16 protein-coding genes are annotated in these 16,315 nt (G+C 66.0%); 9 read left to right on the plus strand and 7 right to left on the minus strand.

What is annotated here, in order from left to right; all coding sequences use genetic code 11:
- Positions 1–154: 154 nt before the first annotated feature.
- Both ACQY8M_RS33805 and ACQY8M_RS33810 read left to right on the plus strand, forming a co-directional pair.
- Positions 155–1,963, plus strand: coding sequence for a B12-binding domain-containing radical SAM protein (locus ACQY8M_RS33805; protein WP_428665731.1), 1,809 nt, complete (start codon positions 155–157; stop codon positions 1,961–1,963).
- A gap of 190 nt (positions 1,964–2,153) precedes the next feature.
- A complete protein-coding gene (locus ACQY8M_RS33810) occupies positions 2,154–3,347 on the plus strand; it encodes an adenylate/guanylate cyclase domain-containing protein (RefSeq protein WP_428665734.1) in 1,194 nt (397 codons plus the stop codon).
- 46 nt (positions 3,348–3,393) lie between these two features.
- Here ACQY8M_RS33810 and ACQY8M_RS33815 read toward each other — a convergent pair whose 3' ends face one another.
- Positions 3,394–4,275, minus strand: a complete 882-nt coding sequence (locus ACQY8M_RS33815) for a TauD/TfdA dioxygenase family protein (RefSeq protein ID WP_428665737.1) — start codon at positions 4,273–4,275, stop codon at positions 3,394–3,396.
- A gap of 93 nt (positions 4,276–4,368) precedes the next feature.
- Here ACQY8M_RS33815 and ACQY8M_RS33820 point away from each other — a divergent pair, with 93 nt between their 5' ends.
- Positions 4,369–5,151 carry an NAD kinase gene (locus ACQY8M_RS33820; RefSeq protein ID WP_428665739.1) on the plus strand — a complete coding sequence of 261 codons (783 nt, stop codon included), beginning with the start codon at positions 4,369–4,371 and terminating at the stop codon, positions 5,149–5,151.
- Between the two features lie 10 nt (positions 5,152–5,161).
- Positions 5,162–6,286: an AbrB family transcriptional regulator gene (locus ACQY8M_RS33825; RefSeq protein ID WP_428665742.1), complete on the plus strand. Its 1,125-nt coding sequence runs from the start codon at positions 5,162–5,164 to the stop codon at positions 6,284–6,286.
- 87 nt (positions 6,287–6,373) lie between these two features.
- Here ACQY8M_RS33825 and ACQY8M_RS33830 read toward each other — a convergent pair whose 3' ends face one another.
- On the minus strand, positions 6,374–7,189 hold the full coding sequence (locus ACQY8M_RS33830; RefSeq protein WP_428665744.1) for an SDR family NAD(P)-dependent oxidoreductase: 816 nt from the start codon (positions 7,187–7,189) through the stop codon (positions 6,374–6,376).
- 67 nt (positions 7,190–7,256) lie between these two features.
- Here ACQY8M_RS33830 and ACQY8M_RS33835 point away from each other — a divergent pair, with 67 nt between their 5' ends.
- A complete protein-coding gene (locus ACQY8M_RS33835; RefSeq protein ID WP_428665746.1) occupies positions 7,257–7,745 on the plus strand; it encodes a nucleoside deaminase in 489 nt (162 codons plus the stop codon).
- On the opposite strand, the gene ACQY8M_RS33840 is transcribed toward ACQY8M_RS33835, so the two are convergent.
- Complete coding sequence (locus tag ACQY8M_RS33840; protein ID WP_428665748.1) at positions 7,727–8,134, minus strand: DUF1801 domain-containing protein; 408 nt, start codon at positions 8,132–8,134, stop codon at positions 7,727–7,729. The genes ACQY8M_RS33835 and ACQY8M_RS33840 overlap by 19 nt on opposite strands.
- A 63-nt stretch (positions 8,135–8,197) precedes the next feature.
- On the opposite strand from ACQY8M_RS33840, the gene ACQY8M_RS33845 reads away from it, so the two are divergent.
- The gene (locus ACQY8M_RS33845) at positions 8,198–9,154 is read left to right on the plus strand and encodes a Bug family tripartite tricarboxylate transporter substrate binding protein (RefSeq protein ID WP_428665751.1); all 957 of its coding nucleotides are present in this window, start codon (positions 8,198–8,200) and stop codon (positions 9,152–9,154) included.
- 3 nt (positions 9,155–9,157) lie between these two features.
- Here the strand turns inward: ACQY8M_RS33845 and ACQY8M_RS33850 are convergent, their stop codons facing one another.
- The 4 genes from ACQY8M_RS33850 to ACQY8M_RS33865 form a co-directional block, all read right to left on the minus strand.
- Positions 9,158–9,646 (minus strand): DUF2165 family protein, encoded by a 489-nt coding sequence (locus ACQY8M_RS33850; protein WP_428665754.1) that lies wholly within the window; start codon positions 9,644–9,646, stop codon positions 9,158–9,160.
- On the minus strand, positions 9,643–10,995 hold the full coding sequence (locus ACQY8M_RS33855) for an MFS transporter (protein WP_428665757.1): 1,353 nt from the start codon (positions 10,993–10,995) through the stop codon (positions 9,643–9,645). The genes ACQY8M_RS33850 and ACQY8M_RS33855 overlap by 4 nt, the downstream gene beginning before the upstream one ends.
- A 100-nt stretch (positions 10,996–11,095) precedes the next feature.
- A complete protein-coding gene (locus ACQY8M_RS33860; protein ID WP_428665759.1) occupies positions 11,096–11,755 on the minus strand; it encodes a dienelactone hydrolase family protein in 660 nt (219 codons plus the stop codon).
- Between the two features lie 171 nt (positions 11,756–11,926).
- The gene (locus ACQY8M_RS33865) at positions 11,927–13,447 is read right to left on the minus strand and encodes an AMP-binding protein (RefSeq protein ID WP_428665762.1); all 1,521 of its coding nucleotides are present in this window, start codon (positions 13,445–13,447) and stop codon (positions 11,927–11,929) included.
- A gap of 48 nt (positions 13,448–13,495) precedes the next feature.
- On the opposite strand from ACQY8M_RS33865, the gene ACQY8M_RS33870 reads away from it, so the two are divergent.
- The 3 genes from ACQY8M_RS33870 (at position 13,496) to ACQY8M_RS33880 (ending at position 16,226) form a co-directional block, all read left to right on the plus strand.
- On the plus strand, positions 13,496–14,632 hold the full coding sequence (locus ACQY8M_RS33870) for an NAD(P)/FAD-dependent oxidoreductase (RefSeq protein WP_428665765.1): 1,137 nt from the start codon (positions 13,496–13,498) through the stop codon (positions 14,630–14,632).
- Positions 14,633–15,189: 557 nt separating this feature from the next.
- A complete protein-coding gene (locus ACQY8M_RS33875) occupies positions 15,190–15,426 on the plus strand; it encodes a hypothetical protein (protein WP_428665768.1) in 237 nt (78 codons plus the stop codon).
- A gap of 560 nt (positions 15,427–15,986) precedes the next feature.
- Positions 15,987–16,226 carry a hypothetical protein gene (locus ACQY8M_RS33880; protein WP_428665771.1) on the plus strand — a complete coding sequence of 80 codons (240 nt, stop codon included), beginning with the start codon at positions 15,987–15,989 and terminating at the stop codon, positions 16,224–16,226.
- The last annotated feature ends 89 nt before the right edge of the window (positions 16,227–16,315 follow it).

Here is a 16,315-nt window from a genome sequence, read left to right on the forward strand (position 1 = left end):
TTATTGCGCACAGCATGACCATAACGGAAGTTTCTTTTCCTACTTATATGGTAGGAGACTTGCGCTGATGTAAATGGCGGCGCAGTGTGAATTTGACTCGGTGTTTGAGGCAAAAATGCGAAGCCGAGTGCGGCTTCGTGGGAGAAAGTCCGTAATGGGCGGTGTCAGTAAGAAGAAGACCTTCCAGCTCGTCTTGATCAAGCCGACTCATTACGACGACGATGGCTATCCGATCACTTGGTTGAAGTCGCATATCCCTTCCAACACCCTGGCGGCCCTCTATGGGTTGGGTGAGGATTGCCGGCAGCGTCAAGTTCTTGGGCCCGACGTCGAGATCGTGATCAAGCCGTTCGACGAGACCAACATCCGGGTCCGCACCGACAAGATCGCCGCCGACTTCAAGCGGGGCGGCGGCAAGGGCCTGATCTGCCTCGTCGGCGTCCAGTCCAACCAGTTCCCGCACGCCGTGGATCTTGCCCGCAAGTTCCTCGCAGCCGGCCTCCCCGTGGCAATGGGCGGCTTCCACGCTGCCGGCTGCCTGTCGATGCTGCCGGTCGTGCCGCCGGAGATCCAGGAAGCCATGGACATGGGCATCTCGATCTATGCCGGCGAGGCCGAAGAGGGCCGGCTCGACGAGGTGCTGCGTGATGCCTGGAACGGCACGCTGAAGCCCCTCTACAATTACATGGACGACCTGCCGGGCATCGAGAACGCGCCGACCCCGCGTCTGCCGCCGGCCGCGCTGGCGCGCAACGAGGGCAAGAAGTCGAGCTTCGACCTTGGCCGCGGCTGCCCGTTCCAATGCTCGTTCTGCACCATCATCAACGTGCAGGGCCGCAAGAGCCGGTTCCGCAACGCGGACGACCTCGAAGCCATCATCCGCGAGAACTACAAGCAGGGCATCACGTCGTTCTTCATCACCGACGACAACATGGCCCGCAACCGCCATTGGGAGGAGTTCTTCGACCGCATTATCGAGCTCAAGGAGAACGAGGGCATCCAGGTCTCCCTGCTCATCCAGGTCGACACCCAGTGCCATCGCGTCCCGCGCTTCATCCACAAGGCGCAATGGGCCGGCGTCTATCGCTGCTTCATCGGTCTCGAGAACATCAACCCCGACAACCTGCTGGCCGCCAAGAAGCGCCAGAACAAGATCACCGAATACCGCAAGATGCTGCAGGCCTGGCACAAGGCCGGCATCTCGACCTGGGCGGGGTACATCCTCGGCTTCCCGGGCGACACGCGCGAATCGATCCTGCGCGACATGGAGATCATCAAGAAGGAGCTGCCGCTCGACATCCTCGAGCTGTTCATGCTGACGCCGCTGCCCGGATCGGAGGACCACCAGAAGCTCTGGAAGCAGGGCGTGTGGATGGATCCCGACCTCAACAAGTACGATCTCCACCACCGCGTCGTGCACCATCCGAAGATGAGCGACGACGAATATTACCAGACCTATCTCGACTGCTGGCGCGCCTACTATACGCCCGAGCATATCGAGACGGTCGCGCGCCGCCATGGATCGATCAAGGGCCGCAATCCCGCCGAGCCCGCCCAGTTCATGACCATGTTCAAGATCATGTTCGAGGCGGAGGGCATCCATCCGCTCGAAGGCGGCGTGATCCGCATGAAGTATCGCCGCGACCGCCGCCATGGCATGCCGATCGAGCCGATCGGCGTGTTCCACTGGAAGCTCGCGGTCGAGACCGTGAAGAAGCTCCGGATCTACGGCCGCCTCGCCTGGCAGGGCTGGCGTATCGGCCAGCGGGTGAAGAACGATCCCAAGCGCCTGGAATATACCGACCTCGCCCTGACCCCGGTGGACGACGAGGACATGGACAAGCTCTCGATGTTCACCGAGACGGCCGGCGGCGGCGGCGCCGTGAACAAGGTGCGCAGCGAAGACCTCGCCCGCGCCAAATCCGCAGCCGCGCAGAACCAGCGTTTGGCTGCGGCGGAGTAGACTTCGGCATTGGTCAATTCTTACCCTCTCCCGCTCGCGGGGGAGGTGTCAGCGTCTCACGCTGACGGAGGGGGTGTGACGCACCATCTCCGCCTCCCTCCCCCTCCGTCGCGGATTACCGCGCCACCTCCCCCGCAAGCAGGGGAGGCAAGGCTGAAGGGTATCGAGACGCAAGTGCTATAATCCACTCATGGACGACGACATCGCCCAGCGCGTCTACAGCGATCCGGTCGCGCGCTGGTTCGTCACAGAAGCCTATCGCATCACGGATACGGCCGAGCTCGTCGCCGCGGCAGGCGAGCAGCTCGTGCTGTCGGGCATTCCGCTCTATCGCCTCGCCTACTTCCAATTCACGCTCCACCCGGAGTTCCAAGGCAAGGCTTACTTCTGGCGCCGCGGCCGCGGCGTCGAGAGCGGCACCCGCCCGCACGGCGACAACCAGGATGCCGAGTACCGAGACAACCCGCTGCCGGCGGTCCTCGAGCAGCACAAGACGGTGCGCGTGCGGCTCGACCGGATCGAGCCGCAGGCCCCGCTGCTGCGCCAGCTCAAGGACGAAGGGGCAACCGACTACGTGGCCCTGCCGCTGTTGTTCACCACCGGCCATGCCGATGCGCTGAGCGTCGTCTCCGACAGGCCGGACGGCTTCTCGAGCACCGATCTCGACCGCATGTTCCTGCTGCAGTTCGCCTTCGCGCGCATCGTCGAAATCCATTCGCTGCGCGACACCGCGGCCAACCTGCTCGATGCCTATGTCGGTCGCGCCGCCGGACAGCGCATCCTGGCCGGCGAGGTGAAGCGCGGCGACGGCCAGACGATCGAGGCGGTGATCTGGTACTGCGACCTGCGCGGCTTCACCCGCGCCTCCGACACGCTGCCGCGCGACACGATCATCGCCCTGCTCAACGACTACTTCGACACCATGGGCACGATCGTCACCAATGCCGGCGGCGAGATCCTGAAGTTCATGGGCGACGGCATGCTGGCGATCTTCCCGGTGCCCGCACCGGCCGAGCGCGTCGCGACGGCGGCGACGGCAGCGCAAGCCGCGGCGGCGGCGGTCGATGCGATGCTGGTGCTGAACCGCATTCGCGCCACCGAGGGCGAGCCGACGGTGCGCTTCGGCCTGGCGATGCATATCGGTGAGGTGATGTTCGGCAATATCGGCGCCAGCCAGCGGCTCGACTTCACCGTCATCGGCCCCGCGGTGAACTACGCCGCGCGACTGGAGAAGCTCTGCAGTCCGCTCGACCGCAGCGTGCTGCTGTCGGCCGCAATGGAGGCGTTATTGCCCGCGGCCGAGATCGAGCCGCTCGGCAGCCACACGCTCAAGGACATCGTCCATCCGCAGGCGGTGTTCGGATTGAAAGGCACGATGTCTTGAGTGGCTGGGAGCGCGGCTCTGGAGAGCCGCGCTCCCAGCGGCAAGCCTAATGCACCGTCGGCGGCGGCTTCACCTGGTCGAGGCCGTCGGCTGCGGTCGCCGAGATGGTGGTGCGCACCATCGAGCGTTCCTTGCTGTAGTCCCACGGCCGGCCGCGATGGAGCATGGCGCGGTTGTCCCACATCACCACGTCACCGGTCCGCCACTTGTGGACGTACACGAACTCGGGCCGTGTCGTCTCGTCCATCAGTTCGGCCAGGAGCTGGCGCGCGTCGCGATCGTCCATGCCGTCGATCGCGTAGGCATGGCTGGCGATATAGAGCGCGCGCCGACCGTTGACGGGATTGAGCCAGTTCATGCGCCAGCGCACCGGCGGCAGAGCCTTGCGCTCCTCCGCATTAGCGAGGTCGGGATGGATCTGGTCGCGACTGTTGGCATAGGAGTGCGTCGCCACTGCGTCCTGCAGCTTGCCGCGCAGTTCGCCCGGCAGGCGCTCCCAGGCGAGTCGCGTCGAGGTGAATTCGGTGTCGCCATCCTGCCCTGGGAGCACGCGCGCGCTCAGCACGGAAGCGAGAGCGGGCGTTCTCTTGAATGACGAATCCGTGTGCCACAGCGCGTTGGCCTGCGCGACCAGCACCTGGCGGTCGGTCGGCGGTACGATCTCGCCGTGTGCGCCGACATTGGTCAGGCGCGAATAGAAGCCGCCGGCGCCGAGCGAAGCGACCTTGGTAAGCTCGAGCGGCCCGAAGGCGCGGCTGTATGCGACCTGGATGTCGTCGGCGATCGGTTGGTCGCGGAACAGCAGCAACGAATGATCCTCGAAGGCAGCGCGAACGGCCTTGTAGGCATCGCCGTCGCTCGCGACGTCGAGGATGCTCACACCTCTGACTTCCACGCCGAACCCCGGTCCCAATGGCACCAGCTCCATGACGTTCCTCCTCGCGACCTTATGCGCCGGGGATTTTATCGCATCGGCCCCCCGGGTCGCTATAGTACGATTCTTGCACCGAAAGCATCGCAGATGGCAGCCCGTTCTCCCAGCACAACCCGCCTTGCTTTCGTTGCCGCCGCCACAACGGCTGCGCGCGCGGCCAAGGCGGCGCTGGAACAGCGCTACGGCACCGTTCCGCCTGCCGAAGCGGACGTCATCGTCGCGCTGGGCGGCGATGGGCTGATGCTTCAGGCACTTCATCGCAACATGCGGCGCAAGACGCCGATTTTCGGGATGAATCTCGGCACGGTCGGCTTCCTGCTCAACCAGTACCGGGCGAGCGGCCTCCCGGCGCGGATCCGCAATGCCCGCAGCGTCACATTGACACCACTGAGCATGGTCGCCACCGACGCTCGCGGCAAGCGTCACGAGGCAAAGGCGATCAACGAGGTCTCGCTGCTGCGCTCCAGCCGTCAGACCGCGCGCATCGCCGTCGCGATCGACGGTACGACGCGCATTTCCGACCTCTACTGCGATGGCGCCATCGTCGCGACACCCGCGGGCTCGACTGCTTACAACCTCTCGGCCCATGGGCCGATCCTGCCGTTGGGCGCGGGTTTGCTGGCATTGACGCCGATCAACGCCTTCCGGCCCCGGCGCTGGCGCGGTGCGCTGCTGCCACGCCGCTCCAAGGTCGAGTTCACGATCCTCGACTCCAGGAAGCGGCCAGTCGCCGCCGCCGCCGATTCGGTCGAGATCCCGAACGTGGTGAAGGTCGTGGTGACCGAAGCCACCGACATCGAGCTCACCCTGCTGTTCGACCCCGAGCACGATCTCGAGGAACGCATCCTCAAGGAACAGTTCGCGCCATGAGGCTTGCGCCATGAGGGTAAGCGCCTCGAGCAAGAAAGAGCTTCCGTTCAAGCCCGAGCGCAAGCACATCATCGGCCACGACGGCATTGGGCCGATCGTGCTCGCGCTGGCGATCGGCACGGTCGGGGGCTTCGTCTTCAACTGGCTGCGAATGCCGCTCGCCTGGATGCTGGGCTCGTGCCTGTTCACCACAATCGCTGCCTTTGCCGGCCTGCGCGTCGGCATGCGGGTGCGGCTGCGCCAGGGCATGATCATCATCCTGGGCGTGCTGCTGGGCTCGGGCTTCAACCCGGACCTGGTGCAGCGGCTCGGCCAGTGGGCCGTCAGCCTCGGCGTAGTCTCGCTGATGACCGTGACCGCCGCGACGGCGTGCTATTTCTGGCTGCGGCGCACGACCGACTGGAACCGCCAGACCTGCTACTTCGCCGCCATGCCCGGCGGACTCAACGACATGACGATCCTGGGCGGCGCGATGGGTGGCGAGGAGCGGTGCATTGCCCTGGCCCAGGCGCTGCGCATCCTCACCGTCGTGATGACGATTCCGATCTGGTACCGGCTGGTCAACGGCGCGCAGACCAGCGTGCTGACGATCATCCATGGCCCGAGCGGCAACGACTGGAAGGACTATGCAGTGCTGATCGGCTGCGGCGTGGTCGGCGCTACGGCCGGCAGGCTGCTGCGCCTGCCCGCAGCCTTCATGATGGGACCGATGATCATCAGCGCCGCCGCGCATCTTGGCGGCCTCAGCGACTCCAAGCCGCCGGGCGAGCTGGTGGCGGCGGCACAGGTCGTCGTCGGCGCCGGCATCGGTTGCCGCTTCGTCGGCGCGGTCTTCGACAAGCTGCACAAGGAGATTGCCGCGTCGATCGGCGCGGCGCTGATCATGATCGCCATCGCGGTGCTGTTCGCCAAGCTCACGGTCGCCCTCACCGGCCTCAACCTGGACGCCACAGTGCTGAGCTACGCGCCGGGCGGCTTCGCCGAGATGAGCCTGATCGGCCTGGCGCTCGGCGTTGAGATCGCGATGGTCGCGACCCACCACCTGTTCCGCCTGTTCCTGATCCTGATGACCAGCCCGCTGATCTTCCGGATGTGGCTGCGGAGGGAACGCGAGGGGCCTGAGGCACCATCGTAGCTGGGGGCGCGGCTCTCCAGAGCCGCTATTTCTTCACTTTGCCACATCCCTTGAGCGGCTCTGGAGAGCCGCGCTCCCAGCACAAGCCTAGGCACGTGTCGTGATGCCGCCGTCGACTACCAGCAGGTGGCCGTTCACGTAGGCCGACTCGTCGGACGCCAGGAACAGGGCGCAATTCGCGGTGTCCCAGCCGGTGCCCATCTTGCCGGTCGGCGAGGCCCGATGGCGGATCGCGATCATCTTGTCGTAGGCCTGGTTGTGGTCGGTCGCATCCTTGGCATACTGCTCGGCGAGGAAGTCGATCATCGGCGTGTGCATCAGGCCGGGCAGGATTGCGTTGCAGCGGATACCCTTGTCGGCGTACTGCGAAGCGATCGCGATGGTGAGCGCGTTCACCGCGCCCTTGCTGGCGTTGTAGGCGATGTAGCTGACGCCCTTGGGCGAGCGGATCGAGGCGATCGAGCTCACGTTCACGATCGCGCCGCCGCCCTGCTTCTCCATGATCGGCAGCACGTGCTTGGCGGTGAGGAAGAAGCTCTTCACGTTGACGTCGAACACGAGATGCCACTCGTCCTCGCTGAGCTCGACCGGGCCGCCGGTCGAGCCGATGCCGACATTGTTGTCGAGCACGTCGATGCGGCCCCACTTGCCCATGCAGGCATCGACCATCGCCTTGACGTCGGCGTTCTTCGAGGAGTCGGCCTCCCAGGCCATTGCCTCGCCGCCTTCCTTGGCGATCAGGCCGACGGTCTCCTCGGCGGCCGCGCGCCGACGGTCGACGCACAGGACCTTGGCGCCCTCGCGCGCGAAGGTGACGGCAGTGCACTTGCCGTTGCCCCAGCCCGGGCCGCTCGACCCCGCGCCCACTACGATCGCCACCTTGTCCTTCAACCTGCCGGCCATTGTCGCTCGCTCCCTTTGCCGCGACCCTAGCACGGGTTTCGGACCCGGCAGGACCGGCCGATTCAGGATGACGACGCAGCGTGCCGGGTACACGATGACGCTCATGGATGCAGAGTTTCACGAGACCATGATGCGGCAGGCGCTCGAACTGGGCGCGGTCGCGGACAAGGAAGGCGACATGGGCGTCGGTTCGGTGATCGTGCGCGACGGCAGGATCGTCGGCCGTGGCCGCAACCGTATCCACACCGGCGACCCTCTAACTCACGCCGAAACCGATGCCATAGCCGACGCTTGCAAGACATTGGGAACCGACGACCTGTCGGGCAGCACGCTCTATACGACCATGGAGCCCTGCCCGATGTGCGCCGGCGCGCTGCTCAACGTGAAGATCGGCCATTGGGTGCTGGGTGGGCGGTTCAGGGCGGTGGGGCGCAGCATCGGAAAATACTCGGTGGAGACCTTCGCCGAGTTCGTCGGCGCCGACATCAAGTTCACCACTGGCATCCTCCAGGAGGACTGCCAGGCCCTGCGCAGCCGTTACTTCGCGCGCAAATGATGGGTGAGCGCGAGGCCGATGCAGTGCCTTAGTTCCGGCAACGGCAGTCGCGCGTCGCTCTCGAACAAGAGCGCGCGTTTGCCTTCGTAGCGGAAGGTGTCGGGATAGAGCTGGCGGAGCTTCGGCACCAGTCCGCTCTGGCAGTGGACGTAGAGCGCGTAGCCGTCGCCCCTCTTCAGGCGATCGATACGCACGGTCGTGCCGCTCCTGGTCTCTTCAGTGAGATAGCTCGGCTGGCCCCATTTCAGCGCCTCGGTCAGCCGGCCCACGCCGTCGGTACAGGCGGCGACCTCGAAGACCAGCGCGCGCAGCTCCATGAGCTTCCGCCGCAGATCGGCCGGATAGGCCTTGAACACCGCCGCGACGGCAGGATCGGCGAAGCGCTTCATCGCTGGACCGTAGCATGGCGCGCATGAAATGCTCTCAGGCAAAGAAAACGAGGGAGGATCCGCATGCGACGTCGCGCTTTTGCCGCCTCGGCCCTGGCCGCGCTGGCCGCCCCTGCCGTGGCGCAACCCGCCTGGCCGACCAAGCCGTTGCGCATGGTGATCCCCTATCCACCGGGCGGGCCGTCCGATGTCTCGACCCGCATTGTGGTCGAGCACGCCGCGCGCAGTCTCGGCCAGGCGGTGGTGTTCGACAACAAGGCCGGCGCCTCGGGCATGATCGGGGCGGAGTTCGTCAAGAACCAGCCGGTCGACGACCACACCTTCCTGACCACCACGACGGCGATGGTCTGCATCACCCGCCATCTGCAGGCGATCCCGTTCGATCCCGAGAAGGACTTCGTCACCGTCTCGCGCATGACGACCTCATGGGGCGTCTTCGCGCTCCATCCGTCGGTGCCGGCGCGGACCGTCGCCGAGTTCGTCGCCTACGCCAAGGCCAACCCCGGCAAGATCAACTTCGGCTCGTCTGGCATGGCCACCATCACCCATCTGTTCGGTGAGATGCTGAGCCTCGAGGCCGGCATCAGGATGACCCATGTGCCCTATCGCGGCAGCGCACCGGCGACCAACGCCTTGCTGGCGGGCGAGGTCCAGGCCCAATTCGACCAGACCTGCCTGCCGCATGTGAAGTCGGGCAAGCTGGTTGGGCTCGCCATGCTGGCCGAGGTGCGCCATCCGGATTTCCCCGATATCCCGACCCTGCGTGAGGCGGGCTACGGCAAGGACGGCGGCGATTCGTGGTTCGGCATCCTCGCCCCGGCGGGCACCTCACCGGCCGTCGTTGCCCGGCTCGATCAGGCGATCGCCGCGTCGCTGCGCACCGCCGAAATCGGCGAGAAGGTGCATAACGGCGGCATGCGCGTCACTTATCTTGATCCGTCCGATTTCCGCGCGAGCATCGGCACCGAGGCCGCGATGTTCGGCGACATCATCCGGCGCGGCAACATCAAGGTTCAATGACGGTCAGTCGCCGTCCGGCTGCATCACGAAGATCAGGACCAGCAGCAGCGTGGCGTAGAAACGAAAGGCCGGCGGAACGCCGTTCCATTCCTTCGACTGCCACATCGCGAACCATTCGCCGCCGATCACCGTAAAGCCCGTGAACCAGAGCAGGAAGCCCAACCCCATGCCGAGGACGACGACAGGTTTGGCGGCGTTGAACAGTGCCGCCGGACCGCGTACCGCGAGCGCCAGCCGAAGGGACCCGAAGACGAGGATCAGCCCCGTCACCGCCTCGGCAGCGATGATCAGCCAGTAGCCGAGCGTCCATATGGCGGGCGACGTGATGGCCCGGCCCGTCAGCGCATTGCCGGGGAAGGTCGTGTCCATGCTGAGCGTATGGCGCACGAACGCGTAGTTCGAGCCGTAGTCGACGAAGTTGTTGAACGCCACCAGCAGCGCGAACAGCGCGCAGGACACCACCATCGCCACCTTCACCAGCCGCACGATCATTGGCGCGAGAACCAGGTGCGAGGCCGCACGCACGACAGCGCCAATGCCGCCAGGAGGCCGCCGCCCGCGACGGTGAAAGCGAAGCGATAGCCGGCGAGGAAGCCGTCGGCTGCCGCATGGGCATGCAGCGCGCTCAGCACCGTGGCGCCGCTGACGATGCCGAGCGTGCGGGTCAGCAGCGACAGGCTGCCGGCGACACCGCGGTCGCGGCGCGCCAGCGTGCCGGTCACGATGTCGGTGTAAGCCACGATGAACAGGCCGTAGGCCACGCCCTCGACAAGCAGCAGCGCGGCCAGCGCCGGGATCGGCGTGCCGGCGTCTGTTTGGCCGAGCGCGACGATGCACAATGCCATGACCACGATGCCGGCAAAGGCGGTCGGCCGTCGTCCGAGGCGCGGCGCCAGACGGGCCGCCAGCGGCGCACCCGCCGTGCCGCCAACGAAGGCCAGGGCCATCATCACACCGATGCCGCCGGCCGTCATGCCCAGGATGTTGCCGAGGTAATAGGGCGTCAGCAGCAGGATGGTGAAGCTCGCCAGGTTGACCAGAACGCTCACGATGTTGGGGATCGTGAAGTCGAGATCGGCAAAGACCGCCGGCCGCAGGATCGGCTCTGGAAAGCGGTTCTCGTGACGGACGAACAGTGTGATGCCGATGACGGCCGCACCGGCAAAGGCCGCCGCCTGCCACGCCGGCACGGCACGTTGCGACAGGACCAGCGCCAGCAACAGCGTGCTCATGCTGAAGGCGAGGAGCAACGCCCCCAGCGCGTCGAACGCCCGCCGGTCGGGCTTCGGCGCCGGCAGCAGTCCCGACGCCGCCAACGCGATCAGCGCGATCGGCACGCGCATCCAGTAGACGGCCGACCAGTCCGTGATCTGCACCAGCAGCCCGCCCAGCAGCGGCCCGATGGTCGAGGCGAGCGCCTGGCCGGCGGCAAAGCCCGCGAGGCCCTTGGTGCGCTCGTTCTCGGCGAACAGCGACGTCGCGAGTGCCGGGCCGCACGACAGCGCGAGCGCCGTGCCGATCCCCTGCCCGGCGCGTGCCCACAGGAACAGCGGCCAGCTCGGCGCCAGGGCACAGGCGGCGAGACCAAACGCCGAAAGCAACAGGCCGAGCCGGAAGATCAGGCGGTGGCCGAACAGGTCGCCCAGCTTGCCGCACACCAGCATCAGGGAGCCGTAGACCAGCACGTAGCAGATCACGAGCCACTGCACGTCCCCAAGCGCGAGCTTGAAGTGCGCGGTGATCGCCGGCAGCGCCACGTTGACCGCGATATCGAGCGGCGCCAGCGACGCGCCCAGCCCGACGATGACGAGGCCGAGCGCAGGAGAGACGCGACTTCTCATTCTCTTCCGGACCGCGAGCGTCCCGCTCGCTCAAGCTCATGAGCGAGCGGGACGCTCGCGGTCCGGAAGACATGACGGAAAGAGGCGCGCCGCCGGCAAGTCAGAGGTTGCCGCCCAGGAAGGCCATCATGCGTTCCCACGCCTTGGCCGCGCATGCGGCGTCGTAGGCCGGGCTCTTCTCGTTGGCGAAGGCGTGCGCGGCGTCGTAGCGATAGATCTCGGGCTTGTTGCCGGCGGCCGTCATCGCCTTCTCGAAGTCGTTGACGACCTGAGGCGTACACCAGTCGTCCTGATTGGCGAAGTGGCCCTGGACCGGGATCCTGATCTTGGCCGGATCGGCCAGCGCCCCCGGCGGGACGCCGTAGAACGGCACGGCGCAGGCGATGCCGGTCAGCCTTGCGGCCGCCGCGATTGTGAGCGCGCCGCCCAGGCAGAAGCCCATCACGCCGACCTTGCGGCTCGCGGCGGCGAGATGCCTGACCGCGCCCGCGATGTCCTGGTCCGAGGCGCCGACGAAATCGAGGCCGCTCATCATGTGGTTGGCCTCGTCGGGCTTCTGCGTCACCCGGCCCTTGTAGAGGTCGGGCGCCAACGCGTTATAGCCCGCCGCGGCGAAGCGATCGGCGACGCCCTTGATCTGGTCGTTCAGCCCCCACCATTCCTGGATGACGACGATGCCCGGCTTGCCGCCGCCGGCCTCCGCCATATAGCCCTTGCAGCTCGAGCCGTCGGGTCGCTTGAAGTCGATCATGCTGCCCATGCGGTTTCCTCTCTTTTCCTGCGTTGGTGCACACTACCTCACTCCGAGGAGCATCGCGAAGCGTGCTGCTATGGATGACCTGCTGGGAGCGCGGCTCTCCAGAGCCGCTCTTCCTTCAGCTTGCAACATCCCATGAGCGGCTCTGGAGAGCCGCGCTCCCAGCCGCTCGCGTCATAGCTTTGTCCTGAGCTCGGTCTTGAGGATCTTGCCGTAGTTGTTCTTCGGCAGCGCATCGATGAAGCGGTAGTCCTTCGGCCGCTTGAAGCGGGCGATGTTGTCGAGGCACAGCCGGTCGAGCTCGGCCGGCGTCACGGTGCTGCCGGAGCGGGCGACGACGAAGGCCACGACCTCCTCGCCCCATTCGGGATGCGGGCGGCCGACGACCGAGCACTCGGCGACCGCGGGATGGAGATTCAGGACATCCTCGATCTCGCGCGGATAGATGTTCGAGCCGCCCGAGATGATCATGTCCTTCGAGCGGTCCTTCAGGGTCAGGAAGCCGTCCTCGTCAAAGGCGCCGACATCGCCGGTCCAAAGCCAGCCGTTGCGCAACGATTTGGCCGTCGCCTCCGGATTGTTCCAGTAGCCCGACATCACCGTGTCACCCTTGACGACGATCTCGCCGACCTCGCCGAGCGGCACCTTCCGGCCGTCCTCGTCGACCACGCGCACCTCGACGCAGGTGTCGGCAAGGCCGGCCGAGGCGAGCCGCTCCTCCCAGCGCGGATGCTGGCGCGCGGCATGAACCTCGCGAGAGAGATGCGTGATCGTCATCGGGCTCTCGCCTTGGCCATAGAGCTGGCAGAGCACGTTGCCCACGGTATCGAGCGCGCGCTTGAGGTCGCTGACATACATCGGCGCGCCGCCGTAGGAGATCAGCCGCAGCGCGCCGGGCTTCAGCGCGCTCACGCTGCCGTGCTCGATCAGGCGCTTCACCATCGTCGGTGCGAGGAAGATGCTGCAATCGGGCCAGCGGTTCATGAGATCGACCGTTTCGGGCACGTCGTAGTGGCCGCTCTCGGGGAAGACCTGCGTGACGCCGCGCGCCACCATCGGGAAGTTCCACAGGCCCGAGCCGTGGCTGATCGGAGCGGCATGGACCATCGAGCTGCCGGCCGGCGGGCGGTCGACATCGGCATAGTAGTTCAGCGTCATCGCCAGCAGGTTGCGATGGCTGAGCATCGCACCCTTGGGCCGGCCGGTCGTGCCCGAGGTGTAGAACAGCCACGCGGTGTCGGTCGGCTCGCAGTCGGCGATCGGGCTGGGATCGCCGACTGCCATGAAGGCGTAGGCGCGCGTCGTCACATCGACGATCTCCTTCAGCGCCGGCGCCTCCTTCGCCGCCTCGGCGATGGTGGCAGCGAGGTCGGGCGTCACGAAGCAGAGCCTGGCACCCGAATTCTCCAGGATGAAGGCGAACTCCCGGGCATGAAGCTTGGCGTTCATGGGCACGGCGCAGAGGCCGGCATGCCAGATCGCGTACATCACCTCGATCGACTCGACGCAGTTGGTCATGGCGAAGGCGACGCGGTCGCCGCGCGACAGGCCGAAGCGTGCCGCAAGATGGGTGCTCATGACCGAGACCTTGCGCCACAGGTCGCGATAGCCGAGGTGGACGGAATTTGCGCGTGCCAACGCGGTGATGTCGCGGAATTCCTGGGCCGCTCCCAAGAGCAGGTGGGCGATGTTCATGGCGGCCCAACTATTGCAGGTGAGCGAGCGACCTTGCAATGTGAGGCCATGCAGGAATTCGATTTCGCCATCGTGGGCGCCGGCATCGCCGGCGTTTCCGCGGCCTACCATCTCGCGCCCGCCGCGAGCGTCATCGTGCTCGAGCGCGAGCATGTGCCGGCCTATCACACGACCGGCCGCTCGGCGGCGCTCCACTCGGAGACCTACGGCAGCGCCGAGATCCGCGCCATCACCGTGGCCTCCGGACATTTCTATCGCCAGCCCCCCGCGGGCTTTACCGACCATGCGCTGCTCACGCCGCGCGGCGCGCTGATCGTGGGCCGCGCCGAGCAGGAGGCGGACCTGAAGAAGGCCGCCGCCGACTATGCGCGGCTGGTGCCGAGCGTGCGCTGGCTCGACCCCGATGAGACCCTGCAGCTGCAGCCCCTGTTCAAGCCGGAAGCCGTCCAGGGTGGCGCGATCTTCGAACCCGAGGCCGACGACATGGACGTCGCCGCCATCCACGGCGGCTTCCTGCGCGGTTCGCGCGCGGCGGGCACCGTGTTGCGCCTCAACGCGGAGGTCATGTCGCTCGCCCGCAAGGACGGCCGCTGGCACATCGCACTGCGCGACGGCGAGACGATCTCGGCGACAACCGTCGTCAATGCGGCCGGCGCCTGGGCCGACGTGCTCGGCGGCCTGGCGGGTGCAGCGCCGATCGGACTGGTTCCCAAGCGCCGCACCGCCTTCACTTTCGATTCCCCGCCCGGGCTGGAGCTTGCCGGCCTGCCGATGGCGATCGACTTCGACGAGAGCTTCTATTTCAAGCCGGAGGTCGGCCAGTTCCTCGCGTCGCCGGCCGACGAGACCCCGTCGCCGCCGTGCGACGCGCAACCCGAGGAGATCGACATCGCGATCGCCGTGGAGCGCATCGAGACGGCGACGGCGCTGCGGGTGTCGCGCATCAAGAACAAGTGGGCCGGCCTTCGAAGCTTCGTCTCCGACAAGAACCTGGTCGTCGGCTACGACCCCGCCGTCGACGGCTTCTTCTGGCTCGCCGGTCAGGGCGGCTATGGCATCCAGACCGGCGCGGCGGCCGGTCGGCTGGCCGCGAGCCTTGCACTGGGCAAGGAGCTGCCCGGCGATATCGTTTCACTCGGCGTGACGGAGCGCGCCCTTTCTCCCGGGCGCTTCACGCAGGGGTGATCGGCCGATCACACGCCCTGCACGGTCCGTGACTTCCCGTCCGCGTCCTGTCGGGGCATGTTGGGGATGTCGGGCTACAGGAGTCGATATGGGCAAGTTCACTCTCCTCGCTGCGTCCGCCGCAGCCTTGTTCGCCGCCGGCGCGACGACAGCCGCGCGGGCGGATGAGTCGGTGAAATGCAGCGGAATCAACTCCTGCAAGGGCACTAGTTCGTGCAAGACATCGTTGTCCTCGTGCAAGGGCAAGAACTCCTGCAAGGGCTTGGGCTGGACCATGGTCAGCGCCAAGGACTGCACCGCGAAGGGCGGAAAAGTCCTTTGAGGCGGTGCACCGGACTTTCCGGTCGTATTATCGAGTATTTTCCGTCGTATTAATTTCCTGCCCTCTGCACATCCTCGCTGCACTGAATAGCGCGCGTGCACTCACGGTTCGGTGAAAACCTGCCGGGTTGTGACACGTCGGTGTGACGCCTACCGTGCCTTGCACCGCAGTAGAATGACCCTCGTCACGTTCATCGAACGATACGTGCACAACTTCCTGAGGGAGAGCAGTCGAGATGAAGAAGTCCTACATCATTGCGGCGGCATCGGTGTTCGCCGCCGGCACGCTGGCCACTGCCGGTCACGCGCAGTCGACCAACAAGTGCTATGGCATCAACGCCTGCAAGGGGCAGAGCGCCTGCAACAGCTACAAGACCTCCTGCAAGGGCAAGAACGCCTGCAAGGGTCAGGGTATGATCGTCACCGGTACGTCGCTCGAGTGCACCGCACTGGGCGGCAACCCGACGAACTGACCGGCGCGCCGACGGCGACACGCCGTCGGAGCGGTGAAAGGGCGCCACGTCTCCCCGTCTGTGGCACCCTTTCTTTTGCCCTCCCGTTACGGTGATCGTTCAAAATGGATCAGCGCACATCGATCACGTTGCCCTCAACATAGTTTGACGCGCTCCCTCTCATCGCAAAGCGATGCCTCGCCGTAGATCGGCTCCAGGGTGCATCCTGCCGCATCGGTTTCCGGTGCGAGTTTGTCAGTGAGCAGACCATGACAAGCGCACAATCATCGCGACTGCAGTTTCGATCTTCGCCGCTGGCGGACTCGTCACGGGCGCGCGTGGCGAGGGCATCAAGTGCGGCGGCGCCAACGCCTGCAAGGGCCAGAGCGCTTCCGATTGCACGACGAAGGGCGGTAAGGTTCTGTAGGAAGCTTCAGCGTTCAGGACAGGAGTCGGACACCCCGTCGACGTGTCTGACAGCCGGGCAGAACGTTGATAAATTCCGCGGCGCAGGTCATACTTTTTGCATGCTCAAGCACAGTCGAATGACCTGGCTGGGGCATGACGGAGAGCATAGCTTCATGGACAAGAAGTTCATCATCAGCACGGCGGCTGCACTGTTCGCCTCGGGCAGTCTCGCGACGGCGTCGTATGCCCAGTCGACCAACAAATGCTACGGTGTGAATGCCTGCAAGGGCCAAAGCGCCTGCGCTAGCCACCGCACCTCTTGCAAAGGCAAGAACGACTGCAAGGGCAAGGGCATAACCGTCACCGGCACGACTCTCGAGTGCACGGCACTGGGCGGCGCGCCCACGCCATGACGCCTTGATGCCGGCGCATTGCCGGTTATCGATGGACGGGCGCCACGGCTTGACCGGGGGCGCCCGCTTTCGTTTTTGGAGTAGACTGC

The organism is Reyranella sp., assembly GCF_965279465.1.
Taxonomy (GTDB): domain Bacteria; phylum Pseudomonadota; class Alphaproteobacteria; order Reyranellales; family Reyranellaceae; genus Reyranella.